The organism is Mesorhizobium sp. B3-1-8 (assembly GCF_006439495.1).
Taxonomy (GTDB): Bacteria; Pseudomonadota; Alphaproteobacteria; order Rhizobiales; family Rhizobiaceae; genus Mesorhizobium.
On record NZ_VFTK01000045.1, the window covers coordinates 1 to 26,302 of the forward strand.

Sequence of the window (26,302 nt, forward strand, 5' to 3'; positions counted from 1 at the left end):
ACTTCATGGGCTTCGTCAAACTCGCCGCTATCGCCATCTGGCTCAAATAGTTAAATCGTCACCACCGCCTAGCAATCAAGAATGAGCAGTGACAGTGGAAGCCCCAAGCCGCATCGTTCTGTAGACAAACGAGTTCCCCCGACGTGATATTCAAATCTAGATTTTCTCACAGCATGTCGTCGCTACACGATGGCCGATCCATTCGATTCAGTCAGGATGCCCAAGCTCCAAGCTCCAAGCTCCAAGCGAACCTATCGTCGTCTTCCCTGAAGACGGTCTCGACAACCTCGGCATATGGTCGACGAGCGCAGGGCTGCGGGTCACGCAGCGCCGAACCCGCCGCAGAAAACCCTCACCCGAAATCATAGTCACCGCGACCCTGGCCGGACGGTCACGGACTTCCCAGTAGCTTTCCAAAGCATTCTGCTTATTGGCCGACTTTGCCGCCCGCGATCATTCGTCCGTCAGGCATGATGACAGGCATGACACCCCCGGTGGTGGTCACGATAGCGTCCGCATTCATAGGCTGCACTCACTGGTACATCCTCAACGTATATCTTGATGCCCTTTGCTTCTGCAAAATCTGGTCAAAAGTCCCAACGATCCACCCGTCAACCATCGAAACTAAATGTCTAGTGAGTGTTGGCCAAGTGATCCGCGACCCGCAGGGCATTCGCCGCGATTGTGAGAGACGGGTTCGTCCCTGAACTCGTCGGCAGAAAAGATCCGTCGACCACATAAAGATTGTCGATCTCGTGTGTGCGATTGAAACGGTCCAACACACTGGTCTTCGGATCATTGCCGAAGCGACATGTGCCACATGCGTGGCCGAGGGTGGTGTTGCGCTCGGCGCGATATATTGCCTTGAAAGGATGAGGGCGCATCAGGTCCGCAATCTTGCCACGGAATGATACTAGCCGCGCTTGGTCATAGCGATGGATTTGGTAAGCGAAATCCAAGCGTTCCCGGTCTTTTGAGAGAGTAACCCTGTTTGTCGCGAAGGGCAGGTCCTCCAGGAACGAAACCATCACGTGGGCGCCTGCCAGCATACGCCGCACACGAAATTCGACCGCTGGTCGGATCAAAGGGAAGAGATGGGCAAGAGGCCCCCCGAACGACCGCATGTCCTCCCTGAAATATTTCGCGATGCTGGCGACCGGCGGTAGACGGCCGTTCGATTGGACGGTGCCTAGCTTCTGACCGCCCGAAACGTATAGATCGTTGAAAGCGATCTGCTTCAAAGGGCCCTCGGAAGGCGGGGCCTTGGGGTAAAGCAGATAGTAGTCCACAAGATGCCGCATCAGATTGCGGCCGACCTGATCGGACCCGTTCGAAAGGCCGCGCCCCTCGTCGCCGGATTTCAATAGCAATGCGGGAGTACGAAAAGCTCCTGCCGCCAGCACAACCGTCTTGGCAGTCAGACGTACCGGCTTTCCCTGCAAGTGCGCATGCACGAAGCGAACCCTACTATTTTCGACCTCTAGCGAGGTGACCTCGCATTCGGAGATCAAGCTCGCGCCGTGATCACGCAATGCCGGCTCCAGACAAGACGTAACGCTGTCACGCTTGCAGCGCTTGTCGCAAATATAGCCGATGCACTCGCGGCAACCGGGCACATAATCGCAGGCCATCGGTAGACGGTAAGGATGAAGACCTTTGACACTAAACCTTTCGACCAGTTCTTGGCTCGCTCGCGTCAGAGGTGGAGGCTCCACGATTCCTCTGTCCTCACCGGCTGGGTGAAGCGGATCCCTGCTGGCATGCACTCTGTATAGCCGTTCCGCCTCCGTGTAGTGCGGAGCCAGATCCTCATAGCTAATCGGCCATTTCTCTGGCAGATTTGCCTCGGGGCAGTCCGGGAAGGTCTGGGCAGGTTCGAAGTCGCTCGGAAAGAAGCGCTCCATCACCATCCCATACAGCGCGCTGCTTCCGCCCGTGCCGGTGCCCAAAACTGGACGAAGGGTGCGTGGCGGGCCCGAGGAGACATCGCTCATAGCTGCACTGAAACGTCCGGCCCGGAACATTTCTTCCAACGTAGGACCGCTGTCACGGGTCACAAGCGCTTCGAGCCAATCCCCCTGAAGCACGTCCTGCGCTGTGTAATATGATTGGCCCTGCTCGCAAAACAGAACCGAATACCCCGCCTTTGACAATTGATAGCCGAGGGTCGCGCCGCCTATCCCGGTGCCGACAACAACGAAATCCCATATGCGGGAGGCAGGATCATCGACGCTGGCACGCATTCCGTGTCCTCAAGCAAGTCATGTTGGCAAACATGCATGTCAAGCCGAACCAGGCACTGTGTTCCGGCTTATATCAGATATTTTCTAAATTCAATACGTCGGACTCGTTCCTAAACGCACAGTCGCCAAGCTAGAAATGAGCATAAAAGCTGATATAAGTTCAGATCTATGGCCTCTCCGCTGTTTCCCCAAGCTCGCTGTCTTCGGCTTTTCCCGCTCATTTTCTACATCGGGCGCAAGCCTCCGCCAGCCACGCAGGCAGCGATGTACACCGAGCGTTCGGCCTGCCGGACCGGTCAAAGATTTCCAGACGTCGCCCGCCTGGTCAAATCGCGCGCCTCCTCGAGGGCCGCCAGCTTCCCGAGGTGCTCCTGGCGTCGAAGTGTCCGGCGCTGCGCGACCTCAATCACCAGCACGCCAACGATGGTGACTGCGATGAAGATGCACGCGAGCGCATTGATCTCCGGCGTGAACCCCGTGCGCACCATTGATCCGACATAGACCGTCAGGGTCTGGGAGTTGCCACGGGTGAAGAGCGTCACATTATAATTTTCGACGGACTGGAAGAAGGCAAGGATCGCGCCGACGCCAATCGCCGGGTAGATGTGGGGCAAGACCACACGGCGCATCAGTTGGCCGTGGCTCGCTCCGAGATCCAGGGCCGCCTCCTCCAGGTCTTTGTCAAAACTCTGCAGCCTGGCCAGCACCAGCAGCATGACGTAGGTGGCGATGTATGAAACCTGGCCTAACACTGACAGGTGCAAGCCCGAGCCGACGCCGAATTCATTCCAAAACAGCAGGGTGGAGATGCCTATCACCACACCTGGGGTCAGGATGGGCGCGATCATCAGGCCGTAGAGCACAGGCCGGAACTTGCTCTGCAAACTGTTGAGGACAAGCGCTGCTGCAGTCCCCACGGGAACCGCGATGGCGACGACTGCCAGCGCCACGGCCAATGTGTTGAGCGCGGCGCCCTGCATCTGTTCATTATTCCAGAGGGCAACGAACCAGCGCGTCGTGACCGCTTTCCACGGATAAACCGAGGGGAAACGCGTGTCATTGAAGGCGGCACCCGCCATTATGATCAGTGGCAAGAGTGTGTACGCTAAGAACAGGCCTATGAAGGCCTTTACGGCGATTCCAAATGCACGGCTTCCCTGCATGGCTGTCATCGCGCAATGTCCGCCAGCTTCACGCCAAAGATCCGGATCATCGCAGATACGAAGGCCGTGCAGATCAATAGCAGCAGGAAGGCGTAGGCCGAGCCCGTATTCCAGTCGAGGCCCTCAAAGAACCATTGCATGATCACCTCCGTAAACCAACGTGAGGTGGTTGAGGCCAACAGCCGAGGGACAAACAGTGCTCCAGCTGACATCATAAAGACCATCACGCACCCCGACGCAATCCCGGGTTTTGCGTGCGGAATCACGACCCGCCGATGGATCTGCCACCACCGCGCACCCATGTCTTGGGCCGCCTCGATCTGGTTGCCGTCTAGCGTAGTCAACGATCCATAGATCGGGAACAGCATGAACAGGAAGTACGCATAGATCAGCCCGATGATCACGCCGTTGTAGCCGCTGATCCAACGCACCGGCGCCGCCCCGAACATTTGCAGGACCGCGTTCAAGGGGCCTTGGTAGGCGAGGATGATGTACCAGGCAAATGTCCTTAGCAGCTCGCTTACCCAGAGAGGGATGAGCAGCAGCAGAAACAGCGTCATCACTCGTTTTGGGTTGATAATCTTGGCCATGATGTAGGCCATAGGGTAGCCGAGCATCAGGGTGACGATCGTCACCAGGATGCTGATGAAGACGGTCTGCAGAAACACATAGGCGTGAATCGGGACGTGGAAGATGAGGAAATCCTTCGTGGCGTTGGGATCGACGAAGGCGAGATAGTTGGCCAACGTGTAATGATCCAGCGGCCCACCGACCTGATCAGCCGGCAAAAACGGCCTGAAGGAGGCTTCAACCAGAAAAAGATAGGGGACGACAACCAGAATGACGATCCAGAAGAATGTTAGGCCGATCATAAGGCCGGCAGCGGGAACGCCATAGCGGCGGAAGACCTCTTGCATTGTCGTCCCTCAGGCCATCTCTTCAGCCACGACGGGCGCTTCGACGTCACACGACGACAGGTGGTCATCGGCTAGGATGATGGCCTTATCGGTGCTGAAAACGAGGTTGGCGGACGAGCCGACAGCGGGTATGGAAGCGGATTTTTCGCTCGGAACCTGGACAACACGTTCGGACCCCTGATGGTCCACGGTGAAGACGTTGACGAAATTGCCCTCGAAGCTGGCGCGCTGCACGACTACCGGCAGTTCATTGTGCGCAATGTTCGATGTCCGTCCGCCGAGCGCCTCCAAGGCAATGCGTTGCGGGCGAATATAGAGGTGAACGGCCGAGGTCACGGTGACGCCCGGACCGACCTTGGCGTGCAGCATGGTACCGTCCTGCGTTCGGAAGGCGCCTAGAGCACCGGAGATTTTTTCAAGCTTCCCAGAAAACACGTTGTTCTCACCGACAAACGATGCAACGAAGCCATTGTCTGGCGTTTCGTAGATCTGCTCGGGTGTGCCCACCTGCTGCAGTTTTCCCCGCGACATCACCCCAATGCGATCCGACATGGCCAGCGCTTCGCCCTGGTCGTGAGTGATGTAGATAAAGGTGATGTTCGTCCGTTTCTGGATCGACCGCAATTCGTGGCGCATGTGCTGACGCAACTTGAGGTCAAGCGCCGACAGGGGTTCGTCCAGCAGCATGACTTTGGGCTCAACCGCAAGGGCGCGTGCGATCGCCACCCGCTGCTTTTGTCCCCCCGACAATTGGCCAATGGCCTTCCCGGCTGCGTCCGGCAGATCGACGAGCTGCAGAAGCTCTTCCGCGCGATTGCGCCTGTCGGCTTTTGAGACGCCACGGACCTCGAGGCCGAAGGCGATGTTCTCCCAGACGGGCATGAGCGGAAAGAGCGCCAAGTTTTGAAATATCAGCGCGGTTGGGCGTTTGTTCGGTCCAATGCCGGTCATCGGCCTGCCGCCGATGCTCACGACGCCCTGGCTTGGCGTGATGAAACCCGAGATGGCGCGAAGGATTGTTGTCTTGCCGCAGCCCGACGGGCCTAGGAAAGAAAAAAATTCGCCGGGGCGTATGCGTATAGAAACGTCGTCGACCGCTTTGTAGCTTCCGAACGTTACCGACACACTGGAAAGCTCAACACCTTCACTCATTCAAAACTTCTTCAATCGGAAAAATCAGCAGGGTCCGACCGGCACACGCCGGTCGGACCGACCAAACCTAGTGGATCAAGCGGCTCGCCACTTGTCACCATATTCATTGATCAATTTGACAGCCCAGCCCTGACGGGCGGGCCACCACCATGTCTTCTTGATTGCATCCTCGGGGAAGGCAGTCTTGTAGAAGTCGAGTGTCGCCTTGGGCATGATGTCGATCGCACCTTTTCCGATGGGATTGCAGGTGTACATCGTGGCCCACGCCGCACTGCCCTCAGGTGAGCTGAGCCAGTTCACAAATTCATGGGCCTGCTCGACATTGGCGGCATTCTTGAGAAGCATGAAGCCCTGCGACCAGGCAAACGCGCCTTCTTTCGGGGCCATGTAGCCGAAACCGTCCGGGCCCAAATGAGCTCCGGTCGAATCCCAACACAGACCGAGCACGCAACCATTTGTCCGGAAAGCGCCTTCGGCGTCGGCCTCCGACGTCCAGAACTGGCCGACGCTGCTCTTGTGCTTGACGGCCTCGGCCAACACGATATCCCAAATCTCGCGCATCGTCGCCTCATCCTTGTAACTGTCGGCGAAGGGCTTCGGGAGCTTACCTTGCGCCTCCATAAGGCGCCCCATGGCTGGAAGGCCGGATGAAGGCCGCAAAACGACCTTACCGGCATATTTGGTATCGAAGAGATCGGCGAGGCTTGCGGTGCCGTAGGCTAAGGGCGCGTCCGCTTTGCTGTAGACGAGCGCCTCGGTACCCCAGCTTGAGGGAAGATAGTATCTTTTTCCATTCACCTCACCCTGGTCGCCGGGTTTTGTGCCTGGCGCGCCGTCGATGAAGTTGGACATCTTGATCTTGGTAAGATCGTAGGGTTGCACAATCCCCGCATCGATCCAAGCAGGCGTGCCCATCATTGCGGGCTCGACGATGTCGATGCCACCGCCGTTTGCCGCCAGTTTGCATTGGGCCAGCATCGTGTCCGCGTCTGGCTGCTGTGAGACAATGTTCAGCGTGATGCCGGTCGCTTTCTTGAAAGCTTCGACGTGAGGTTTGTAGTCATAGCCGGCCCAAGCCATATAGTTGAGAGAGCCGGAAGATGAGAAAGCGTTCTTTACCAAGGCGGGCGACGCGAGAGTTGCGACAGCGAGCGTGCCAGCTCCCTTGAGGATGGTTCTGCGTGTTGGTTTATTCATGACTGGTTCCCCATTGTTTGGACGTTTCAAAGGCTGCGCGCTTTGGCGCCTGCTTCTGGCGGCTTCGGACCCGCCCCCAACTTCAACCTCCCTTTTTATCCGATCGACTTGTTGCGGCGCTGCTCCGCGGTGTGGCTATCTCCACGACGCTTCGTGCCGCCCGGCGTGGATCCAGAACCCGATTTCAGCGAATGCTAAACCAGGCTATCGTCGTTGTAAATCCGACTAATATCAGAAAATTGCGGATATTTGGGAATTGACAACATCGTGAGGTCGGTCTGAATGGCTTTAAAATTACTCAAATCCTTGCGTTCTGTCGCCGTGGAAGCGGAGTCAGTCGATTTGAGATCAGACTTAACTCGAATTTTCACCCAGAAAAGGCACCTGTCTGGTCTTCGCGTATTCTGGTCACATCGAAAGCCAACCACAGCGTCTTTTCGGGATGTGATCTGGTGTTGCCACGAACCTCATCGACGAGGCCTATACGGCTTTTGCGATGGCGCAGGCGCCGCCCACGCCTTGGTGATCGCCATGCTCTGTTCCGCGGGGACATGCCTTCATGCGTTTGTCGGTCACGAATCTTCGAATGACCGCGCCAGGTCGGTTTGGAGCTTAGAATTTCAGCGCAAACGATACGCCGCCACTGAGCGCCCAGTCGGCCCCTGCCCGTCGCGTCTGCCGCAACGTCAAATGCTGGCAGGATGCCTCCATGGCACTGCGCTGGACCAGCGCCGCCATGCTCGAAGCGGCCAAAGGCTTCCGCAGGCTCAAGGCCCACAAGCAGTTGCCAGTCCTGCGCCAGGCTCTCCTCGACCATCACGCCAAGCTTGTCCTCAACACCAATCTTGAAAACCTCGACCTCGCTGCGTAACCTCCTCAACCAGTGACGCCTGCCCAGCAATTTTCAACAGGCATCGGGACATCCCCACGACGCGCCGCATACGCAAACCGTGCCAACAACGAGAATTCCTGCGCAACAGGCCTGGCCTGGCAGTGGCGACACTGCCGACGTGTCGGCGTGGTTGGGCAGCTTATGGTCGGGATCTGGCGAGCAGGTGGACGTCGTGCCCCCGAACCAACTATATACGAGCGCAGAGGTCGTCTGCTGGGAATAGCCTCGGGGAAATCAATCGCTATGGAAAAAGAGGAAAATGGACCGGACAGCACCGAGGCGGAGGTGGTCGTTCGGTCGAAATCCTCCAAGCGCAAGAAGCGGTCGGACACGGTTGAACACACAGCGCGGCAGCCCACTCAAAGTCGCAGTCAGCAGCGTTTCGAGCGCATCTTGAGCGCGGCGGAGGATCTGCTCAAGCAATACAACATCGAGGACATCAGCTTCTACGACATCGCCCGCAAGGCGCAGATTTCTCCAGCGTCCATAAACTACCTGTTTCCCACGATGGCGGCCCTTCATATCGAGTTGGCCAGGCGCTACGCCATCGTGGGAACGGAAATGACGGTGCACGGGCACAAGGCGCAACTCATGTCGCGAAATCCGAGCTGGCAGAGTTGGCTGTATGAAATGGGTTCCTACACCCGCGATGAGTACAATCGAAACCGCTACATCAGTGAGGTTCTGCTCGGACCAGAGATACACCGGGAAGCGAGACGCTTCATCATCGAAGAAACGGGGCGGGCGGCGCACGAATTGCTTGAGAGCTTCAGGACATTTTTTGTCCTGCCCGAGATACCGGGCCTCGAGCAGAAACTGTCGTTGGCTATGCACCTTGCCGAGAGCGTATGGGAACGATCCTACATCCTGAATGGCAGCATCGACACCGAATCATTCGAGGAGTCGATGCGTATGCAGATCGCTTATCTGCGCACCGTCCTCCCGGAAACCTTGAACGTCCGAAGTGACCTGCAACATCACTTTCCGCCAGACAGTCCCACAGAACAGGCGCCCTAGCGCGTCGCTCCTATGGTTTTTCTTTGACCCGCTTTTTCTTCTCATTCGGCGCCGACGCGGTCTCTCTTGGGGTGCCTGCCAGTATTTCCTCGACGGCCACCCTCATGCGCACCAACGCGGGTCCAATCTTCTCAGCGATTGCTTGATCATCAATGATCTCGGCGGTACCGCCGCACGAGAAGGCTAACGGCGGAGACCCGTCAATGGGTTGGAACGGCACGCCGACTGCCTTGATGTAACTGTGCCACGTACCGACGGCCGTGACATAGCCAAGGCGCGCATACTGCTCCAACGCCTGATCGAGCAGTTTTGAAAGGGAGGCACGCTCCGCCCGGGTCCGAGGCATGTACCGGTCCTTTAACTGCTTGCGTCTCTCTTCGGAGAGACCAACCAGATACGCCAAACCCATGCCGCTGTTCCAGAGCGGAATTCTCGAGCCGACATTAAGTCTTAATGTCACGAGGCTCTCAGACCGACAGTTGGAAAGATAGACCATTTCACTTTGATCGCGCGTGCCGAGAGCGACTGCCGCGCCCGTCTCATCCGCCAAAGCTTGCATCAGCGATCGCGACACGTGAACGACGGCATTCGAACTCAAAGCTGTGTAGCCCAGCGAAACCGTAGCCGACCCGAGGCTGTACCGTCCAAGAAGGTCGTCGTATACGAGGTAGCCTAAGCTGGCCAATGTGTAGGTCAGTCGGGAAACTGTCGCCTTTGGCAAACCGGTCCGGGCCATGAGCTCGAGATTGCCTAGCGACGCTTCACCCGGCCGGAAGCTTCGTAATATCTGCAGGCCGCGTACCAAGGAGGTGGATACGCCATCGGAATCCACCATGTCTTCTATGGGATTGCTCAGTCGCTTGCGCAATTGCGTTTCCTCGCATCTGGGGACGATGGCCTCGAATGACATTCGCTTACTTGAAGACCCTCTCGTTTCCAAGGGCGCGCCTGCAACTACGCCATCACCTGATGTCTATTCCGCACGAACTATGATGGTCTCTCTAGCCTGCCATCCCAGATAGACCTCGCTGCCCGGCTCCGGACTGAAGGGGTCGCCGGTCATCTGTTGCCACTGTTCCAGGGTGGTGCCGGACGCGACGGACACGCGGTGGCGCTGAACACCGTTGGTGAAGGTGCTGTCCACCACGGTGCCACGAATGACGTTGTCCAGTTCAGGCCGTGTGGCCGATATGCTGATTGCCTCGGGCCGCACGCAGGCACACAATTGGCTCGTTCCCGCTGGCATCGACGCCACCTTGAGGGCAACGCCAGACGTGGTGGTGACGATCGGGTCTTTGGCCGCCTCTTGCGTTCCGGTGACCTCAAAGATGTTGGCCTGACCGAGGAAGGAGGCGACGAACCGGTTTTTTGGATTGCGGTAGAGTTCCTTTGCAGAGCCGATCTGAACGATCGAACCCGAACGCATGATCGCGATCCGCGTCGCCATCGCGGACGCCTCGCCCTGATCATGAGTGACATAGAGCACGGTCGATCCGAGTTTGCCTTGCAGTTGCTTGATCTCGAACTGCATTTCTTCGCGCAGGTTTTTGTCCAGCGCACTCAACGGTTCGTCCATGACCAGCAGCAAGGGGTTGTAGACCGAGGCGCGGGCCAGGGCCACACGTTGCTGCTGCCCGCCCGAAAGCGCGCTTGGGTAGCGGTCGCCGAAGGTGTCCAGCCGCACCAGGCGAAGGGCACCTGCTACTTTACGGGCGACCTCTTCCTTGGCCATGCCGCGCATCAGGAGCGGAAAACCGATGTTCTGCGCAACTGTCTTGTGGGGGAAAAGGGAATAGTTCTGGAAGACCATGCCAAAGTTGCGCTTGAAGGGCGGCACACCCTCGATGTTGTGTCCATCTACGAGGATTTCGCCTTCGTCTGCCGCCAAGTATCCGACGGTCAGTCCCAACAGCGTGGTCTTCCCCGAGCCACTGGGACCAATGATAGCAAAGAATTCTCCGGCCTCGATGGTCAAGTTGGTCGGCTGCAGCGCAACAACCGATCCGTAACGTTTGGTGAGCCCGACATACCTGATCTGTTTACCGGGAACGCTGGCTGGGGATTCGACGCTGGCGGCGGCACCAGACACGGCGGCCAAGGCCTTCATGCGTTGATCGACGGCGCTCATGGCCTTCATGTGTTGATCGACGGCGCTCATGCATCGGGTTCCTTACTTGTCGAGACTTTGGCGCTTTGCCTCTGCAGAAGCGTCGCCACGCCAAGCAGACCTAGCGCCAGGACTATGGCGACAGTCGAGGCCGCCGCGATGGTCGGATCCATTTGGTAGCGCAACTCGTTCCAGATGAAGACCGGCAAGGTCACAGAGGACGCGTCTGTCAGGAAGAGCGCGATGATGATCTCATCGAAAGAAAAGGCGAAGGCAAAGATGGCCCCCGTCAACATCCCCAGTCGGATCATGGGAAAGGTCACATGCCAAAATGTCCGCCAACCATTGGCGCCAAGCGTCATCGCGGCGAGATCCATATTCTGCGAATAGCCGCGCAGGGCGGCGGAGACTGTCACGAACACAAGCGGTGTCGCGACGGCCGTGTGGGCAACGATGACCGCTGCCCGCGACCCGATAAGGTCAAACCGCGCCAGAATAGGGAAGATGCCGATAGCCAGGATGATCTGCGGCATGATCAATGGCGAGAGGATCAAACCCGAGAGCGCCCTGCCGAAAGGCATCCTTCCTCGCACGATTGCCAGCCCGGCCATCGTGCCTAGCAAAACCGAGAGCACCGCCACGCCAATACCGATCATGAGCGTGTTTGAGAACGAAGCCAGGTAGCCTGGATGGTTCCACATTCTGGAGTACCATTGCATCGAAAGGCCAGGCAGTGGCAGGTCCAGAAACAGCCCGCTGCTCAGCGACAGTGGCGCGAGGATCAGCACCGGCAAAATTAAGTAGATGAGGCCACCCACGGCAAACAGCAGGCTTGCGAAGCGCGTGAGGCGCTCAAAAGCGGTCCAGTTCATTGAATGGCCAACCTGACACCGCGACGACCGGCAACATAGGCGATGAGCGAGATTGACAGGAGCACCATGGCGAGCAACACGGTTGCGAGCGCCGAGGCGAGCTGCCAGTTCAGTGCCTGGGATACCTGTCTTTCAATGAGCACCGAAACCATCATGTTCTTGTCGGACCCGAGCAGGGCGGGCGTCACGTAGAATCCCAGTGCCGTTATGAACACGAGAACGCTCCCTGCCACGAGACCGGGCAGGCACATGGGCAAGTAAATGTGCCAGAACGTGCGCAACGGGTTGGCCCCCAAAATGCGGGCTGCAAGGAGCTTGGTGTGGTCGATCTGGCGCATCGTGCTGACCAGCGGCAACACCATCATGGGCAGCAGGAACTGCACCATACCGATCTGCACGGCCGTCATATTGTTCATCAGTCTCAGGGGTTGCTCTATCCAGTCGAGCTGAATGAGCAGGTTGTTGATCAATCCGCGCCGGCTAAGGATCGCGATCCAGGCGTAGGTCCGCGTCACGACACTCGTCCAAAACGGTATCATGACCAATGCAAAGGCGATGCCAGACCAGAACCTGTTGGCCCGGGCGATGAGCTGGGCGATCGGGAACGCAATGACCACGCAGAGCGCGGTCGCGTAGATCGCCGTCTGGAACGTCTGCCAGAGGACCGTGAGGTAGACGTGGTTGAAAGCTATCTCTTTGAAATTATCAAGGCTCGGTCGTCCCGCGCCGAAAGCGCGGTAGACGACGACGACCAGCGGCAGGAAGAATGTCGGTAGCAGGAACAGCGCCGGGGGGATCAGCAGGAATTTGAGCGCAAAGTCCGGTGACCAGTGTCGCGATCGTTTCATTCGCCTTCAGGCCCTGTGGGGTTCGCTTCGAACGGGAGCGGACGACAACGGCCGATCGCCGCTGCCTTCGCGATTAGTTCGGGGGACGGCCGGGCGACCGCCCCTGGCGCGGTGTCATCCGAGCAGCCATTTGGTGAATTCGTTGTTGGCCTTCTCGCTGTTTTTGGCCCACCAGTCGAAGTCTTGGAGCCGCGCCGCTTTTAGGTTTTTGGGGTCGGCAACCGTGGTCGATAGCGCCTTGGGATCACAGAGCGGAATGGCCTTCGTGTTGCTAGGGCCGAGCGGTATCAACTCCACCAGCCGCGCCTGGGGTTCGGGAGAAGCCAGATAGGCGGCAAGTTTCATGGCCGTCTTCTTCTTTGGATGGTTCTTCGGGATGACGATGGTGTCGCCGTCGCATACCCCTTGGTTGAATGAATAATCGACCGGTTTCCCCTGATCCTTGATAGCCTTCACGCGATTGACCCACATCGAGGCCATGTCGACTTCCCCGCCAGCGAGGATCTGCTGCGACTGTGATCCGCCTTCCCACCAGACAATTCGGTCGCGAACCTTGTCGAGGGTCTTGAGCGCCGCATCGATGTCGAGTGGGTAGAGCTTGTCGAGCGGAATGCCCGCGCCCAGCGCCGCGAGTTCGAGCGTTTGGTTCGCATTTTTCCAGAGCCCGCGCGGCGACGAATTGCTCGGGCTGAAGAACTCCGCCCATGTCTTTGGCTGGGACCCCTCGTGGAACACCGAGGTGTTCCACGACAGCACGTTGGCCGCGACGTCGCACAGGAACCAGTTGTCGCCACTGGCGCCGGGGATGAGCGAGCTGCGGTCGATGACGCCGTAGTCGAGGGCTTCGCTCAGGCCCTGGCCCTGAGCGCTCGCCGCCTCGCCCGAGGATGTCAGCATCATATCGAACTGGCCGAAGGCGCTCGATTCAACCATGACCTTCAACTCGGCCAGGCCTTTCCAGGGCTGAGGCACAATCTTAATGCCCGTCTGCTTGGTGAAATCGTCATAATAGGCCTTCTGCAGCGCGGCAAGAAAATCGCCGCCCCCAGAAGACACCAACAGTTCCTCCGCGTCCGACTGTGCAATCGCCGGCGTGGCAAGCTTTGTCGTAGCCAGCGCGGCACCGGCCGCTGCACTGATCTTCAGAAGTTTCCGACGAGAGAGGCCGACACCCATTTTCCCGACTGTCATCGAATTTCTCCATGTTCCCTAGTTTGTTTTTGGTGTTTCCCGGCGTCCAAACCGGTCGCCGCAATGTGTCTCACGAAATCACCTATTTCGCAATATATGAAATTTAAGTCCAATTATGAATGCATTGGATGGAGGACGGAAGCGAGACGCAACGTGCGCGGCTTGTCGTAGATTGCAAGGCTTTGCGGTCCTTGGTTAGTCCTTGAAGCATCAGCGTTGCGACCTGCTAACCAAGGTCCAGTCTCTACTCGGCGCCACAGATTCTCTGTTGGGCGATCGTAAGAACCCCAGACATTGTCAAAGTCGCCGGTCTTGACAAAATCAGATTAATATCAGATTTCGTTTAGAGGGCTGATGATCTGCCCGTGTGCGGGGGCCGGCCCCAGCCAGGAGCATTGCGCGATGGAAGCAGGAATTTTGGGCGCATCGTCTGGAGAGCGGTCGGCGCCGGGGACCGTCCTCAACCGGTCTCGCTCACACTGGTGGAATACCTCCGAGCCCTATGCGCCGTCTGCCCCCCTAATCGGCCAGGAGACTGTCGATGTCTGTATCGTCGGCGGGGGCATCAATGGTTTGTCGACCGCCTATCACCTCAGGAAGCTCGATCCCACGACGGCCGTCGCCTTGCTCGAGGCTGAGGTCGTCGGGTTCGGGGCGAGTGGCCGCAACGCTGGACAGATCATCATGAAGTTCGGAGGGACCACGCCCGAAAAGCTCGTTGGAACATACGGATTGGAGCGGGCCCGCGAGGCGTGGGACTACATTCACCGCGGCATCGCCCTGATCGAGGATCTGCGTGAGGAAGAAGGCATTGACTGCGACTATGCCAACACAGGGACCATGAATGTGTGCCTGCGCGTGGAAGGGGACCGGTACATCGACGACGCGTTGCGGCTGATCGAGCAGATGGGGCAATCGAGGTACGTGACCCACATCGATCGCCAGCAGGTTGAGAGGGAGCTTGGCAGTCTCCATTTCGGCGCCGCATACCATGAATCGCGTGGCGGTCAGTTCAATCCTCTCAAGCTGGTGCGCGGCATCAAACGCGCCGCCGAGCGCCGAGGCACCCGCATTTATGAGAATTCTCCGGTGGCCTCGGTCGACATTGGACGCGATCTCATCACCTTGCAAACCGGTCTTGGCGTTATTCGCTGCAAGAAGCTGGTTCTGGCGACGAATGCTTTCACTCATCTGCTTGCTGGGGCCGGACACCTAGGATTGGCACGCGAGCAGACCCCTTTGATGGTCAAGGGCATTGTGACCGAACCTCTCCCCACATCCCAGTGGGAACAGTTAGGGTGGCCTCGGCGCTCGGGGATTAACATCCATTCCGACCTGTTCTACTCCTTCGCGCCGACGGCGGACGGTCGCATTCTCTATGTCGGAGGTTATTACACATCGGCGCCGTGGGACAGAAACTTGGCGCCGGAGGTCGACACGCGCTTGAAGCGGGCAGGACCGGACCATCTAGAAGCTTTCTTCCCCGCGCTGAAGGGTATCGGGGCGGCCCAGACCTGGGGAGGGCCGATTTCGATAACGCCGGACTGGATTCCACACGTCGGTGTGGCGAGCGATCCGCGCATCCTCTATGCCTGCGGCTGCTGGGGCAACGGCATGCCATGCGGGACGCAGAACGGTCGAACCCTCGCCGAACTGGCTCTTGACCTACACACTGAAAATACCGGTGCCTGGTTCGTCACGCGCAAGAAGCGGAAATGGCCGAGCCGGACGCTCGCCGCGATCCTCGCGACCGTGGTCATCCACAAGCGCCATGTCGCCAACCGCAGGATCGGCGGTCGCATGACTCCGCCCCTTCGCTTCCCCCGCTGACATGGCTATGGCCAACCAAGATCTTGTGTCCCGGACATGGGACGTCATCGTGGTCGGAACCGGAATCGGCGGGGCGACGCTGGGCTACGCGATGGCCAAAGCGGGCCGCAGCGTTCTGTTCGTCGAGCAGGGCCGATCCTACCTCCATGACACAGACGTCATCGAGGGGAATTGGCTGGAGTCCCTGACGGCGGAGCGGGGCGGTCCGACGGCGGACGAGAAGTTCCGGGCGGGTCGGTTTGACGGCGCCGTCGTCGACATCTCGACGGGACAGCCGCGCACGATGCGCCCCATGTTGGGGACCGGGACCGGCGGCAGCAGTGCGATCTACGGCATGGTCATGGAGCGGTTCTTTCCCGCGGATTTCATGCCCGGTCGTTACTTTCGGGGCGTCTCCGGGGCGAATGTGCCTGACAGCTGGCCCATAAGCTACGAAGACCTTGCCCCACACTACGCGGAAGCGGAAACGCTCTATGGGGTGCGTGCAACGCCAGACCCGCTCCATCCCGAAAAAGGGTCACGCGGCGTGGTCGAGCCTCCACCGCTGACCCGCGCAAGCGCCGAGCTGGTCGAGCGCTTCCGGGCGAAAGGACTTCACCCCTATCGCTTGCCGATGGCCTGCGAATATGTTCCCGACTGCAGGGAGTGTATTGGCTTCATCTGCGAGAAGCGCTGCAAGCACGACAGTGCCACCGCCTGCCTCGAGCCGGCGCTGCGCCTGCACGGCGCGCAGATGCTGACCGAATGCACCGTTCGAAGCCTCGAATCCGAAAACGGACAGATCGGCACGGTGACGGCGGGGTGGCGAGGTCAAAAGCTCAATCTGAGGGGCAGGACGGTCGTGCTGGCGGCCGGGGCGCTACGCACGCCGGGGTTGCTGCTGCGGTCCGGCTCCCACGGCGTGGGCTTGGCCAACGGCTCCGGCCAGGTCGGACGTAATCTGATGCGTCACTTCATTGACTACTACATCCTCTATCCGCGTGCCGCCGCCGACAACAGTCCCATGAAGCAGATCGCCCTCAACGATTTCTACATTCACGGGGGTCAGAAACTTGGTACCCTGCAGTCGAATGGGAAGCTGCCACCCGTCGCGGCGATCCTTAACGGCTATCGAGAAGAGTTGCGGCGAAAGTGGGCGCCGCTGGCAGCTATGTTCCCGCTCGTGCGACCGCTCGCCGCCCAGCGGTTGGAGAGCATGCTGTTGGGGGGGCACGTGATGACCGCCTTCATGGAGGATCCGCCCTACCTGGCCAATCGCGTGACGCTGGGGCGGGACGGCGAGACCTTGCAGATCCGCTACCGTATCGCGCCGGCCGACCAGCGTCGCCTGGACCTCTTTCGTGGCGCGATCCTGAGTGCTCTGCGTCCGCACCGTGTAGCCACGATCTTCCGGGCCAACCAGAATGGAATGCTCGGTCACGGCTGCGGGACATGCCGTTTTGGGGATGATCCGCGAACCAGCGTGCTGGACAGGAATAACCGGGCCCACGAGATCGAAAATCTATATGTGGTCGACGCGTCCTTCCTGCCCACCAGTTCGGGAACCAACCCGTCGTTGACGGTGGCGGCGAACGCCCTCAGAGTCGCAAAACACCTAGTCTCGATCAGCCGGTGACGGCTGGCGAAAGGCGGCCGATCATGTGAGGTCGACGCGTCGGCAAAAATGTCAGGTGGTCGGGACTGATTGCGTGGCGCTGTCATATTGGGACACCACGCCCGCCTCGATGAGGGACCCGATCGCCTCGTCACTGTATCCCAGGACGTCGCGCAGTACGGATTGTGTGTCCTGCCCGAGCATTGGCGGCGGAAGGGGTAACGAGTGCCGCTGGGCGCGAAGGCCCTGGGCTGGGCGGACCAGGGAGACGGGCCCAACGGCATCGCTGTGCAGGGTCTGGATGGTGCCGCGTTCGAGGACATTGCGGCTGCCCAAGGCTTCAGGCACGGTCTTCACGACGCCAGCCGGCACCTCGGCCGTTGCGCATACGCCCATCCAGTGTTGGCGCGTCATGGTTTCGAACACTTTGGCCAGGATAGGGATAAGGGCCTCCCTGTTGGCCGCCCTGCCATTGGCGGTTGTGAAGCGTGGGTCATCGGCGAGCTCCGGCTGGCCGATGACGGACCGACAAAGCGCCCGGAACTGGCGATCGTTGCCGACCGCGAGCGCAAGGTCTCCGTCTGAGCAGTTGAAAATTTGGTACGGGACGACGGTGGGATGAGCGTTTCCGTAGCGCTTCACCTCGGCGCCCGTATTGAGGTAGGCGCTGCCGACATTGATGAGTAGATTAAGGCCGCAATCGAGCAGCGAAAGGTCTATCTGCTGGCCTCGCCCAGTCCTGTCACGCTGGATGAGTGCCGCCAGGATCGACTGAGTGGCGACCATGCCGCAGACGACGTCCGTTATGGCGATCCCGAACCGCAGGGGCTGGCCCTCCTTTTCGCCGGTGATTGCCATCAGACCGCTCTCTGCTTGGACGACGAAATCATAGCCCGGGCGGCGGGCCTCTGAACTGTCACGGCCATAGCCCGAGATTGAGCAGTATATGAGCTCCGGGTTGATCTTCCGCAGCTGATCGTATCCGACGCCGAGGCGCTCGGCAGTGCCGACACGGAAATTTTCGACCACGATGTCGCACTTGGCCGCCAGGGCCCTGACAATCTCAAGCCCTTCCTTGGACTTGAGGTCGAGTGCCACGGAGTGTTTGCCGCGGTTGGCACAAAGAAAGTAGGTGCTGACCCCCTTGTAGCTCGGGATCGACCATGCGCGAGTGTCATCACCACCGTCTATGTTTTCGATCTTCCACACGGTGGCCCCCAGGTCTGCTAGGCTCATTGTCGCCCAAGGACCGGCAAGAACACGGGAGAGGTCGAGTACGTTCACGCCACTGAGCGGTAGTCTTTGCTCAGTATTCGACGGGTTGCCCTGCACTTTCGGCCTCCAGCGTTCTTGAAACTGTTCGATGTCCAGGCATCGCTCCGAACGATCAGGCCGCGCGGTCGAAAGCTGCGCTTGGCCGGCTAGATCCCGCTCCTCAAATTCTCGCGGAAGGTCCTGCCGGTATAATCCTTTTTGTAGATGCCGCGTCGCTGCAGCTCAGGCACGACCGACCGAACAAAGGAGATGTAGGAGGAGGGGCTGAGCTTCGGGGTCACTATGAAACCGTCGCAGGCGCTGGATTCCAGCATGTCCTGCATGTGGTCCGCAATCATTGCCGGCGTGCCGACGAACTGGAAAACCATCTGGCTCTCGCCCCAGGCTTGGCCGGCATCGCGCAGGGTCTTGCCCTTGGATCCGCCGAGGATCAGGTCGAAGATGCCGCGTATCCCTTTCGCACCCTCGGACAGGTCGAGGTCGTCCACCTTCTGGTCGAGCGGGTGGCTCGACAAGTCGAGATACAGCGAATTCGAGATGTCGGCGACCCCGAGTTCCGCGTTGACGAGCGAGTTGATGTAGTCGGCGCGCTCCTTGGCGATAGACTCCGTCTCGCCTATCACGAAATCCAGCGCCGGTAGGATTGCGCAGTGGTCCGGGTTACGGCCGGCCGCATCGACGCGGCCCTTCATATCGCTGTAGAAGGCCTGCATCCCAGCCTTGTCGCGCTGGTTGGTGAACACCATCTCCGCCCAGCGCGCAGCAAACTCGCGTCCCCGGTCGGAAGAGCCCGCCTGCATAATCACCGGATGTCCTTGCGGACTGCGGGGGGTCTGGAGGGGGCCCCTTGTCTTGACGTATTTGCCCGCGTAATTCGCGTAGCGTACCTTGTCGGGATCCGCAAAGAGCCCTTTCTCCTGATCGAGCAGTAGCGCACCCTCGTCCCAGCTGTTCCAGAGGGCGTTGCAGGCCTCCAGAGCCTCGTCGGCTTGATCGTACCGAACGGCCTTGTCGAGCAGCTTGTCCATACCGAAGTTCTGCGCTTCGAGGTTGTTTGCCGACGTTACCACGTTCCAACCCGCCCTACCGCCGCTGAGGTGATCCAGCGTCGCAAACTGGCGGGCGATGTGGTAGGGGTGATAGAAGGTGGTGCTCATCGTGGCGGCGAGACCTATGTTCTTGGTCACCCTCGCCATTGCCGCCAGAATCTGCATCGGCTCAAGCATATACATCTGACCGCCGTACCGAAGGTCGGCGGCAAATGTGTCGCCATACGCCTCGAACATCGATAGGCAGTCGACGAAGAAGAGGCCATCGAATTTGCCCTCTTCAAGTATCTTGGCGATATGTTCGTAGCGCGACGGGTCCATTACGTTCACCGCGTCGCTCTCTGCGTGCCGCCAAGCGCCGTTGTTGTGCCAAGTCGGGCTGACACAGCAGTACCCCACGAAATGCAATTGTCTTGTCATGAGCCAATCCTCAAGCGCCGGACCGAGGTCCGAGTTGTAATCGTATTGATCGAGGTTTCCGAAGGCAAGTCCAAAATCAGAACTAAATTCCAATTTTGGCAAGCAGCGCGATGCCGGGCTGGCGTCGCGGGCACGCTGCCGCGACGCCTGTACCTGTGCGCTGTGGATTGCCGTCAGGGGCCGGCGAGCTGCCAGTAAGTGCCCCTGTAGAAAACCAGGGGGCCGCTGTCGATGACGCCCTCGCCGACAAGTTGGTGCACGTTGGCAAGCACCAGCCAGTGATCCCCGGCCACATGCTCGGCATGCAGGCTGCAATCCATGCTGAGTAGGGTGTCATGAAGCACCGGGTTTCCGTCCGGGCTCAGCTGCCAGCGCGCGCTAGCCCACCGATCGGCAGATTTGCGGCCGAATGCCTGAGAGACTTCGACCTGACCGGCCGAGAGGATGTTGATGCTGAAGCGGGCCGCCGAGCGGATTTTCGGCCAGCTCGTGGATGTGTTCATGACGCAGAACGAGACCAGCGGCGGTGCGATCGACACGCTGTAGAAGGACTGACAGGTGAAGCCGACCGGCTCGCCCTCAACCATTGCGGCCACAACGGTGATGCCGGAGGCGAAGTTGCCGAGCGCCTCGCGGAACCTGCGATCTTCGATTGGTGAGTGCAGCATCATTTCGCCCTCGCCCCGGTGGAGGTAGTCGTGGGGGGGCCAAGCCCGTCGACAAGGCGGCCCACAAGGTTGAGTGATTCACGAACGAGCTCGACATTGCCTCGGATCATATCGTCGACCTGATCCATCTGGGATGTGTTGAAATAGATCCCGCGCACGGGCACGGTGGCGCCGAGTTCCAGTAGCAACGGGACAAGGTTCACGGTGGGAGCCATCGAATGGCCCATGTCGGCCCCAGTCATAAGGGCCAATGCCGTCACTCCGCGCAATCCGTTCGCCGGGTAACGGTCCAGAAACGCCTTGAGCAACCCCGTGTAGCTCGCCTTGTAGGTGGGCGAGCAGAAAATCACCAGTTGCGATTCCGCCACGTGCTGGTTCAGCTCCTGCATCCTCTCGGCAGGCCAGAGGAAGATCTCGTCAACGTGATCGGCCAGATCGATGATCCGCAACAAGTCGTCGGAGGGCCCGACAAGCTGGCGCGCGAAGCTTTCCGCAATCTTGGCTGTTCTCGATCGCGGTTTGGGGTTACCGACGACGACACTTACCTTCAGCATTCCACACCTCAAGCGTTGGAGTGCACGGCATCCCGTCGAGGCGGTTTAGCAAATGAGCCGTGCAGTTGATTTCTCGGAACAAACCCTGCCGAGATCTTTTGGCCAGGCAGGCTCGCAACGGCTCACGTCGCGACAGAAATGATGCAAAGTTTTTGATCTTTGTCAAGTTTGCTGTTGCGTCATGCAACACATTTTCTCTCGCAGCGTAAGCCGGGCTTCAACTCAAGATCTGACATAACCAGCCATGTCCATTGGCTCCTAGCAAGGAAAATGTGGGCGAAGATAGGCATCGAGCGCGGCCGTTGACCGTCATCAAAAACCTGAGTAACATCAAGTTATAGAGGCTACGGGAAGTTTTTATGCACGTCACCACGCCCCCTGTTGCCCGACATGTTCGAGGTTGTCTGCACGGCGTTGAGGTCCGGTTGCGAGTCGAACCGGGATCTCGAGGTCGATCTCGAAGACCTCGGTGTCGAGATCCACGTTTTCGGCGACTGCCTGGCGCCGCGGGCCTCCGAGGAAGCTGTCTTGGAGGCGATGAAGGTCGCGTCCTCGCTCTAGTCGGCGGCACCTCGCCGGCCTCCGGCCATAACTTGCTTCAGCGCTGTACAGGAGCCTTGCTTGACGGATTCATTCGATTTCATCGTGGTCGGCGCGGGATCAGCCGGCTGCGTAATGGCCAATCGGCTGACACGGGACCCGAACGTGCGGGTGCTGCTGCTTGAGGCGGGAGGATGGGACTGGAACCCCCTGATCTCCATTCCCATTGGCGCTCGGAAGCTGACGCAATATGGGCTCTACGAATGGGGAGACGTCTCCGAACCTGACCCGGAGCTCAACGGCCGACGGCTGCAGGTTCCGCACGGAAAGATAGTCGGCGGCGGCTCGTCGATCAACTACATGGCCCACACACGTGGACATCCGGCCGACTACGCTCGCTGGCTCGAGGAGGGTGCGACGGGATGGGGTTTCGAGGACGTGCTTCCCTACTTCAGAGAATGCGAAACCTGGGAAAAGGGAGCGGACGCGTTGCGCGGTGGGGGCGGAGAGCTCGGTGCCCGCGAGGCGCTGCGACCCGACCCCATCTATGACGCATGGTTCGAGGCCATCCGCGCCCAGGGCTATCCGGTCACGGCGGATTACAATGGGGCCGAGCCGGAGGGCTTCGGAATGGCCCAGTACACGGTCCGCGACGGCAGGCGTTCGTCGTCGAGCCGGGTTTTTCTCGGGCCGGCCTTGGCGAGGCCAAACCTCACCGTGCTCACGCGCGCCTTGGCCACCAGGGTCCTGTTTGAGGAAAGCCGGGCAACTGGCATCGAGTTTGTGCGCACGGGCAAGAGGTCGACTGTTCGCGCAACGGAGCGGACGATCCTCTGCCTCGGAGCGATCAACACACCGCATCTGCTCATGCTCTCGGGCATAGGCCCAGCCGATCACCTGAAGGCAACCGGCATCATTCCCCGGGTGGATCTGCCCGTGGGCAAGAACCTTGAGGACCACCTTGGGGTCTGGGTGTTTTGGGGTCGGAAGCGGCCGGGTTCTTTCCATCGCACCCTGCGGCTTGACCGTGTCGGTTTGAACATGCTGCGCGCATATTTCGGGGGGGTGGGACCCGCCACGAACATTCCCGGAGTCATCCTGGCCTTCCTTAGGTCGAGAGAGGGTCTGCGTCAGCCCGATCTTGAATTCGTAGTGTCGATGGTGCCCGGCGACGCCAATTTCTGGTTCCCCGGCATCAAGCGCCCCTATGTCGACGGCTTCGGTATCCGCCCCGAACTGCTCAGCCAGCAAAGTCGTGGCGAAATTCTCCTGAAGTCCTCCGATCCCGGCGATCGACCGCGCATTTTCTACAACTCTCTCTCCGCGCCGGAGGACCTCGACGTCATGCGCGACGGCGTCCGGCGCGCGCTCGCGCTAGGCAACAGCGAGCCGCTGGCTCCTTTCCGTGACCGTCAGACGGTGCCGGACGCAGATCTGAGGACGGACGCCGACATCAATGCCTATATCCGGGCCAATGCGATCCAGCTTTACCACCCCTCCTGTACCTGCAGGATGGGGAGCGGAGAGAACGCAGTCCTCAACCCGGACCTCAGCGTGCGCGGAATCGAACGTCTGAGCGTAGTCGATGCCTCCTCCATGCCACACCTGATCTCAGGCAACCCGAACGTTGTGATCATGATGATGGCGGCCAAGGCCGCCGCCATCATCACCGGCCGGGACAAAACGGTGCGACCCATTGAACCGCGGTCGTGAGGTCTGGTGCGAGATTTCCGGCTGTCACCGTTTGGTAGATTTTGATGAGTGGTTCGGCTACTGGCAGTCTGATTAAAATTCGAATCAGATTTGGTGCGGTGTGTGACCGCAACTCAAAATGCTGCCATTTTGCAGTTGCAGCTGCCTCGCTGTTCTCTATAATCCTGATTTAAATTTACTTATGCGATCGAGCGTTTCGCTTGTCGGATCGGTGGCCGGCAGGACGAGGAGGCGACAAGATGGTTGAGATGATGGCCTACGAAGTCAGTGAGAGACATCTCGAGATAGGCGGTTTCGGCAAGATGTTCTTCCGGGACTATGTGCCGGCCGTCACATCTCGTCTGACCCCGTTGCTCTGCATTGGCGGATATTGGCGCAACTCCTCGGACTTTGAGCGCCTGGCGCGCTGTGTTGCTGGGCAGCGCAGGTTGGTAGCGCCCGATCTGCGTGGCCGCGGCAAAACGGCGAGGGCAACCGATGTCGCCGACTATCACTTCGACAAACTGGTGGCGGACATGTGGGCGCTTCTCGACCACCTGGAGATCGAGCGCGTGGTGACTGTCGGAATGGTGCTGGGAGGCTTCATCGGGTTGGAGATGGCGGCTCAGAACCCCTCGCGTGTGGCTGGAATCGTGTTGAACGATATCGGCACCGAGACAACGACCCCGGGAAGCAAAGGGCTCGCCCACGGGCTGAGTTTCAACGAGTGCAGCCTTAAAGAGGCTATTGACAAGGTGAAGAACCAACACGGCAAATACCTCACGGAATTCACCGAAGACGACTGGCGGGACTTTACCCTGCAGGGCTACGCCCGGACAGAGAGCGGGAATTATGTGCGCGCGTTCGACGAGCTGACCCAGGCCGAGACGCATCGGTTCAAGGAGGCCCGCCCCAGCTTCTGGAAAGAGTTCACATCCTTGCAGGACAGGCCAATCGCCCTGTTACGGGGTGAGTTCTCCGAGTTCGTGCCACCCGATCTTGCCGAGCGCATGGCAGGGGCCTCACCACATACGACGGTGACTACAATCGCCGGCAGGGGGCATTGGCCAATGCTCGACGAGCCGGCGTCGCTCGCCGCCATCGGGGGCGTTCTCGCCCAGGCGGACCGGATGGCGGCGAGCGGGTCGACCGGCGCCGACAACGATCGGCGGAGTGGCCTAAAATGAGCGGCGTGGTCGAAACCTACCTCTTCAGGGGCAATGGGCGTGTGCCGAATTCGCGGCTGCCGGTGTGCGTCTATCGCGACGTCCACGCTTGGGGCGGACCCGAGCTGGAACATCGGTTGCGTTTGAACAATTGGTACCCGAGTTGGCACAGTCCGATCGGGATGTACCCTCAGCACCACTTTCACAGCCAAGCGCACGAACTCATCGCAGTGACGCGCGGCGAGATTACAGGGCTGTTTGGTGGACACGATGGGCGCGAGGTTACGCTGCGTCGTGGTGACATCGTCGTCATCCCGGCCGGCGTTGGCCATTTCGGCGTGTCGCTCACCGAGGACCTGTTCGTCACCGGCGCCTTTCCAGCCGGCTTCGGCGTGTTGGATTTCCGACTCGGTTATCCCAGTGAGTACTACGAACTCGCTGAAACGGCGCGCAAAGTACCTATACCAGCCTTCGATCCGGTTTTCGGATCGCGGGGGCCGTTGCCGGCGCTGTGGAATGACGCGGACCAGGGCAGGGCGGTGCCCGAACAGCTCGCCTTGTAGGGCCACTCCCTTTGGTGTGGGTTCAGCAAAGCTCGTTTTATAGTTGGAGAACACCGTGCAACACAAAAATCCACCGGACATCAGCGAATTCAACTCTCTGCGCGAACAATCGGGCTACGCCCGGCCGGTTGACGAGTTCGGCGCACAGGAAGTCAGCGAGGACCATCTCGATAACCTGAAGAAGATGTTGGATATGTTGATCAAGCGTCGCCGCATACTCGCCCAGGAAGCCGTCACCTACCAGATGACCTACATGGGGCGCAGCTACGATATCGCCAAGATCCAGCCCATCATCGATGCGATCGAGGTGGCCATAGCGCATGAGCAGAAATTGAAAGCCGGCTGACAACAGCTCGGCCTGGCACGTCGTCAGACGGCAGGGCCTGTAGGAAGCCGCCGGGGCGCTACGTGGCGAAGACCGTAGTGCCGTCCCAGCCGGCCGCAGCACTTTCTACGCGGTTGGCGAAGGAGCCGCCATCGAAGGATTGAACCAGTTCGACAATCCCCAGTTCCGGTCCGCCGCCCATGAAGCAGGTTATCGTCCCCGTCGACGAGACGCCACGCTGGATGCGGACCATGCCGACATCGACCAGCTTTTGCTCGTCGGCGACGACGTCTTGGCTGCGGATACCGACGTGATGGACACCACGCCAAGGCACCCCCGGTGCCCTGAAGACCGAGGGGGCTTCATTGTGTTGTTGAAGCAGCTCGATCTGCAAGGCGCCTCGGCTCGCGAAGGCAAGGCTGTAGTCGACATCGCTGGGTTGGCCTCGATAAAGCAGTTCCTTGCTGCGAACATGTTCGATCAGGACGAAAGGTCCGACGCTGAAGGCGGACGACCATACCGCGGCGGCAGTGCGGATGTCGTCGACCACGAAGGCTATGTGCCCTATCGGGCCGAGACCGAGTTGGCGGAGGGATTTGGTGACGGCATTTGTTTCGATCAACGAAGGGTCTCCTAGCTTTTGGCTGCTGGGCGAAAGGAAGACAGCCTTCCCATCCGGCTATTCCCAGTAATTTGTTTAATATCAGATTATAATGGAATTGCCACATTTTGGAGAGCAAACGGTTCGCGAATAGCTCGAACTCACAATGTCAAAGCGTTTGGTTAAAGTCCTGCTTGTGAGCCATGAATCGGCTAGGTGGAGCGCGTCGAATCTTTTAGGTTGGCCTTGATGTAACCTTCACGAAGGGAGTCAAATAAACTGATTTTAAGCAGGTTTTGTCGTCGTATTGTCAGCCCGTTGCGGGGACTTTCGCTGGCGCCAACTTGTTCAATTGACAGCAGTGGAACACACCTAACCAAGATCTGCTGTAGGTCCGCTCGCAAAGGCCACCGGGTGCCAGTTCCA

Annotated in this window: 23 protein-coding genes and 1 pseudogene; 9 read left to right on the forward strand and 15 right to left on the reverse strand. The window is 59.4% G+C overall.

Features of this window, described 5'->3' with window-relative positions; genetic code table 11:
* Positions 1–632: 632 nt before the first annotated feature.
* From FJ424_RS29430 to FJ424_RS29450, 5 genes are all read right to left on the reverse strand, one after another.
* Positions 633–2,243 (reverse strand): GMC family oxidoreductase, encoded by a 1,611-nt coding sequence (locus FJ424_RS29430; RefSeq protein ID WP_140659204.1) that lies wholly within the window; start codon positions 2,241–2,243, stop codon positions 633–635.
* Positions 2,244–2,539: 296 nt separating this feature from the next.
* Positions 2,540–3,415 (reverse strand): ABC transporter permease, encoded by an 876-nt coding sequence (locus FJ424_RS29435; protein WP_210239445.1) that lies wholly within the window; start codon positions 3,413–3,415, stop codon positions 2,540–2,542.
* On the reverse strand, positions 3,412–4,323 hold the full coding sequence (locus FJ424_RS29440) for an ABC transporter permease (protein ID WP_140659205.1): 912 nt from the start codon (positions 4,321–4,323) through the stop codon (positions 3,412–3,414). Before FJ424_RS29440 ends, FJ424_RS29435 begins: the two co-directional genes overlap by 4 nt.
* 9 nt (positions 4,324–4,332) lie before the next feature.
* On the reverse strand, positions 4,333–5,475 hold the full coding sequence (locus tag FJ424_RS29445) for an ABC transporter ATP-binding protein (RefSeq protein ID WP_140659206.1): 1,143 nt from the start codon (positions 5,473–5,475) through the stop codon (positions 4,333–4,335).
* A gap of 75 nt (positions 5,476–5,550) precedes the next feature.
* Positions 5,551–6,672: an extracellular solute-binding protein gene (locus FJ424_RS29450; protein ID WP_140659207.1), complete on the reverse strand. Its 1,122-nt coding sequence runs from the start codon at positions 6,670–6,672 to the stop codon at positions 5,551–5,553.
* 667 nt (positions 6,673–7,339) lie between these two features.
* Here FJ424_RS29450 and FJ424_RS29455 point away from each other — a divergent pair.
* A pseudogene (locus FJ424_RS29455) lies at positions 7,340–7,543 on the forward strand (IS256 family transposase); the annotation flags it as partial.
* A 264-nt stretch (positions 7,544–7,807) separates the two neighbouring features.
* Positions 7,808–8,581, forward strand: coding sequence for a TetR/AcrR family transcriptional regulator (locus tag FJ424_RS29460; RefSeq protein WP_181182205.1), 774 nt, complete (start codon positions 7,808–7,810; stop codon positions 8,579–8,581).
* Between the two features lie 10 nt (positions 8,582–8,591).
* Here the strand turns inward: FJ424_RS29460 and FJ424_RS29465 are convergent, their stop codons facing one another.
* The 5 genes from FJ424_RS29465 to FJ424_RS29485 all read right to left on the reverse strand — a co-directional run bounded on the left by FJ424_RS29465 (position 8,592) and on the right by FJ424_RS29485 (position 13,599).
* Positions 8,592–9,449, reverse strand: a complete 858-nt coding sequence (locus tag FJ424_RS29465) for an IclR family transcriptional regulator (RefSeq protein WP_140659209.1) — start codon at positions 9,447–9,449, stop codon at positions 8,592–8,594.
* A 105-nt stretch (positions 9,450–9,554) separates the two neighbouring features.
* The gene (locus FJ424_RS29470) at positions 9,555–10,739 is read right to left on the reverse strand and encodes an ABC transporter ATP-binding protein (RefSeq protein ID WP_140659210.1); all 1,185 of its coding nucleotides are present in this window, start codon (positions 10,737–10,739) and stop codon (positions 9,555–9,557) included.
* Positions 10,736–11,560 carry an ABC transporter permease gene (locus FJ424_RS29475; RefSeq protein WP_140659211.1) on the reverse strand — a complete coding sequence of 275 codons (825 nt, stop codon included), beginning with the start codon at positions 11,558–11,560 and terminating at the stop codon, positions 10,736–10,738. The genes FJ424_RS29470 and FJ424_RS29475 overlap by 4 nt, the downstream gene beginning before the upstream one ends.
* A complete protein-coding gene (locus FJ424_RS29480) occupies positions 11,557–12,408 on the reverse strand; it encodes an ABC transporter permease (protein ID WP_140659212.1) in 852 nt (283 codons plus the stop codon). The genes FJ424_RS29475 and FJ424_RS29480 overlap by 4 nt, the downstream gene beginning before the upstream one ends.
* A 114-nt stretch (positions 12,409–12,522) precedes the next feature.
* Positions 12,523–13,599, reverse strand: a complete 1,077-nt coding sequence (locus FJ424_RS29485; protein WP_140659213.1) for an extracellular solute-binding protein — start codon at positions 13,597–13,599, stop codon at positions 12,523–12,525.
* A gap of 402 nt (positions 13,600–14,001) precedes the next feature.
* On the opposite strand from FJ424_RS29485, the gene FJ424_RS29490 reads away from it, so the two are divergent.
* Positions 14,002–15,429, forward strand: a complete 1,428-nt coding sequence (locus tag FJ424_RS29490) for an FAD-binding oxidoreductase (protein WP_181182206.1) — start codon at positions 14,002–14,004, stop codon at positions 15,427–15,429.
* A gap of 7 nt (positions 15,430–15,436) precedes the next feature.
* Entirely contained in the window at positions 15,437–17,044 is a 1,608-nt protein-coding gene (locus FJ424_RS29495; protein WP_181182207.1) for a GMC family oxidoreductase, read from the forward strand.
* 51 nt (positions 17,045–17,095) lie between these two features.
* Here FJ424_RS29495 and FJ424_RS29500 read toward each other — a convergent pair whose 3' ends face one another.
* The 4 genes from FJ424_RS29500 to FJ424_RS29515 form a co-directional block, all read right to left on the reverse strand.
* Positions 17,096–18,355, reverse strand: coding sequence for a CaiB/BaiF CoA-transferase family protein (locus FJ424_RS29500; RefSeq protein WP_140659216.1), 1,260 nt, complete (start codon positions 18,353–18,355; stop codon positions 17,096–17,098).
* 89 nt (positions 18,356–18,444) lie between these two features.
* Complete coding sequence (locus FJ424_RS29505) at positions 18,445–19,767, reverse strand: LLM class flavin-dependent oxidoreductase (RefSeq protein ID WP_140659217.1); 1,323 nt, start codon at positions 19,765–19,767, stop codon at positions 18,445–18,447.
* 173 nt (positions 19,768–19,940) lie between these two features.
* On the reverse strand, positions 19,941–20,438 hold the full coding sequence (locus tag FJ424_RS29510; RefSeq protein WP_140659218.1) for a flavin reductase family protein: 498 nt from the start codon (positions 20,436–20,438) through the stop codon (positions 19,941–19,943).
* Entirely contained in the window at positions 20,435–20,989 is a 555-nt protein-coding gene (locus FJ424_RS29515; RefSeq protein ID WP_140659219.1) for an NAD(P)H-dependent oxidoreductase, read from the reverse strand. The genes FJ424_RS29510 and FJ424_RS29515 overlap by 4 nt, the downstream gene beginning before the upstream one ends.
* Positions 20,990–21,379: 390 nt before the next feature.
* Between FJ424_RS29515 and FJ424_RS33735 the strand changes: the two genes are divergently transcribed.
* The 5 genes from FJ424_RS33735 to FJ424_RS29535 all read left to right on the forward strand — a co-directional run bounded on the left by FJ424_RS33735 (position 21,380) and on the right by FJ424_RS29535 (position 25,296).
* Positions 21,380–21,550: a hypothetical protein gene (locus FJ424_RS33735; protein WP_181182208.1), complete on the forward strand. Its 171-nt coding sequence runs from the start codon at positions 21,380–21,382 to the stop codon at positions 21,548–21,550.
* 60 nt (positions 21,551–21,610) lie between these two features.
* The gene (locus tag FJ424_RS29520; protein ID WP_140659220.1) at positions 21,611–23,242 is read left to right on the forward strand and encodes a GMC family oxidoreductase N-terminal domain-containing protein; all 1,632 of its coding nucleotides are present in this window, start codon (positions 21,611–21,613) and stop codon (positions 23,240–23,242) included.
* A gap of 239 nt (positions 23,243–23,481) precedes the next feature.
* The gene (locus tag FJ424_RS29525; RefSeq protein WP_140659221.1) at positions 23,482–24,408 is read left to right on the forward strand and encodes an alpha/beta hydrolase; all 927 of its coding nucleotides are present in this window, start codon (positions 23,482–23,484) and stop codon (positions 24,406–24,408) included.
* Entirely contained in the window at positions 24,405–24,950 is a 546-nt protein-coding gene (locus FJ424_RS29530) for a cupin domain-containing protein (RefSeq protein WP_140659222.1), read from the forward strand. Before FJ424_RS29525 ends, FJ424_RS29530 begins: the two co-directional genes overlap by 4 nt.
* A gap of 55 nt (positions 24,951–25,005) precedes the next feature.
* Positions 25,006–25,296, forward strand: coding sequence for a hypothetical protein (locus tag FJ424_RS29535; protein ID WP_140659223.1), 291 nt, complete (start codon positions 25,006–25,008; stop codon positions 25,294–25,296).
* A gap of 58 nt (positions 25,297–25,354) precedes the next feature.
* Here FJ424_RS29535 and FJ424_RS29540 read toward each other — a convergent pair whose 3' ends face one another.
* Positions 25,355–25,897 carry a VOC family protein gene (locus FJ424_RS29540; RefSeq protein ID WP_140659224.1) on the reverse strand — a complete coding sequence of 181 codons (543 nt, stop codon included), beginning with the start codon at positions 25,895–25,897 and terminating at the stop codon, positions 25,355–25,357.
* Between the last annotated feature and the right edge of the window lie 405 nt (positions 25,898–26,302).

Coding starts and splice junctions, on each gene's coding strand:
- FJ424_RS29430 (WP_140659204.1), bottom strand. CDS start 2,243: ATGCGTGCCAGCGTCGATGATCCTGCCTCCCGCATATGGGATTTCGTT.
- FJ424_RS29435 (WP_210239445.1), bottom strand. CDS start 3,415: ATGACAGCCATGCAGGGAAGCCGTGCATTTGGAATCGCCGTAAAGGCC.
- FJ424_RS29440 (WP_140659205.1), bottom strand. CDS start 4,323: ATGCAAGAGGTCTTCCGCCGCTATGGCGTTCCCGCTGCCGGCCTTATG.
- FJ424_RS29445 (WP_140659206.1), bottom strand. CDS start 5,475: ATGAGTGAAGGTGTTGAGCTTTCCAGTGTGTCGGTAACGTTCGGAAGC.
- FJ424_RS29450 (WP_140659207.1), bottom strand. CDS start 6,672: ATGAATAAACCAACACGCAGAACCATCCTCAAGGGAGCTGGCACGCTC.
- FJ424_RS29460 (WP_181182205.1), top strand. CDS start 7,808: ATGGAAAAAGAGGAAAATGGACCGGACAGCACCGAGGCGGAGGTGGTC.
- FJ424_RS29470 (WP_140659210.1), bottom strand. CDS start 10,739: ATGAGCGCCGTCGATCAACACATGAAGGCCATGAGCGCCGTCGATCAA.
- FJ424_RS29475 (WP_140659211.1), bottom strand. CDS start 11,560: ATGAACTGGACCGCTTTTGAGCGCCTCACGCGCTTCGCAAGCCTGCTG.
- FJ424_RS29480 (WP_140659212.1), bottom strand. CDS start 12,408: ATGAAACGATCGCGACACTGGTCACCGGACTTTGCGCTCAAATTCCTG.
- FJ424_RS29485 (WP_140659213.1), bottom strand. CDS start 13,599: ATGACAGTCGGGAAAATGGGTGTCGGCCTCTCTCGTCGGAAACTTCTG.
- FJ424_RS29490 (WP_181182206.1), top strand. CDS start 14,002: ATGGAAGCAGGAATTTTGGGCGCATCGTCTGGAGAGCGGTCGGCGCCG.
- FJ424_RS29495 (WP_181182207.1), top strand. CDS start 15,437: ATGGCCAACCAAGATCTTGTGTCCCGGACATGGGACGTCATCGTGGTC.
- FJ424_RS29505 (WP_140659217.1), bottom strand. CDS start 19,767: ATGACAAGACAATTGCATTTCGTGGGGTACTGCTGTGTCAGCCCGACT.
- FJ424_RS29510 (WP_140659218.1), bottom strand. CDS start 20,438: ATGATGCTGCACTCACCAATCGAAGATCGCAGGTTCCGCGAGGCGCTC.
- FJ424_RS29515 (WP_140659219.1), bottom strand. CDS start 20,989: ATGCTGAAGGTAAGTGTCGTCGTCGGTAACCCCAAACCGCGATCGAGA.
- FJ424_RS33735 (WP_181182208.1), top strand. CDS start 21,380: ATGTTCGAGGTTGTCTGCACGGCGTTGAGGTCCGGTTGCGAGTCGAAC.
- FJ424_RS29525 (WP_140659221.1), top strand. CDS start 23,482: ATGGTTGAGATGATGGCCTACGAAGTCAGTGAGAGACATCTCGAGATA.
- FJ424_RS29530 (WP_140659222.1), top strand. CDS start 24,405: ATGAGCGGCGTGGTCGAAACCTACCTCTTCAGGGGCAATGGGCGTGTG.